Annotated in this window: 1 protein-coding gene; it reads right to left on the reverse strand. The window is 74.4% G+C overall.

Annotated features, from left to right (window positions below; translation table 11 throughout):
- Positions 1-708: FAD-dependent oxidoreductase (locus FV230_RS28970; protein ID WP_147844800.1), on the reverse strand; the 708-nt coding region annotated here is incomplete at both ends.

A 708-nucleotide genomic window follows, 5' to 3' on the forward strand; every position in this document is an offset into this window, starting at 1 on the left:
GGCGTGGCCCGGCGGCACCGACGCCCAGGAGCCGCGCGACCAGGGATCGCGGCGCCATTCGCTCACGGCGGGGATCGACAGGTCGTGGAGGCGGCGGGCGCCGAAATGATCGGCCAGCGTCGCGCGCACGCGGCGGCGCAGACCGTCCTCGCCGGCGCCGGCGGCATCGATCTCGGCAGCCCCGACCGAGTCGAGCTCGAAATAGTGGAACGGCGTCCCGTCGATGCGGGTGAGCAGGCCCGGCGGGCTGAAGCGTCCGCCGACGAGGCTTGCGAGACGGTCCCGCCCGCGGAACGGGCTCGACGGCCAGTGCAGCACCGCGTGCTCGTAGATGCCGACCCGGAACCCGTCGATCGCGGCACGGATCGGCGCGGGCAGGGCCGGCGAGAAGGCGACGCTGTCGCGCAGCACCATCATCGGCACCGTCACGATCACGGCGCGGGCCTTCAGGGTCCGCTCGTCCGCGGTGGCGACGCGAACGCCGGCTCCCGTCCAGTCGATGCCGGCGACGGGGCAGTCGAGCGCGATCGGCAGCCCCTGCGCCAGCCGCGCGAGGTAGCCGCCGTAGCCGCCGGCGACGAAGTAGTTGTCGCCGTATTCCATGCTCGGGAAATCCTGGAGCGAGACCTCCTCCAGCGGCCGTCCGGACACCAGACCGTGGACCAGCGCGACGCGGGCGCCCCAGGGGCCGAGGCCGCGGGGCAGGGC

The organism is Methylobacterium sp. WL6 (genome assembly GCF_008040095.1).
GTDB lineage: Bacteria > Pseudomonadota > Alphaproteobacteria > Rhizobiales > Beijerinckiaceae > Methylobacterium.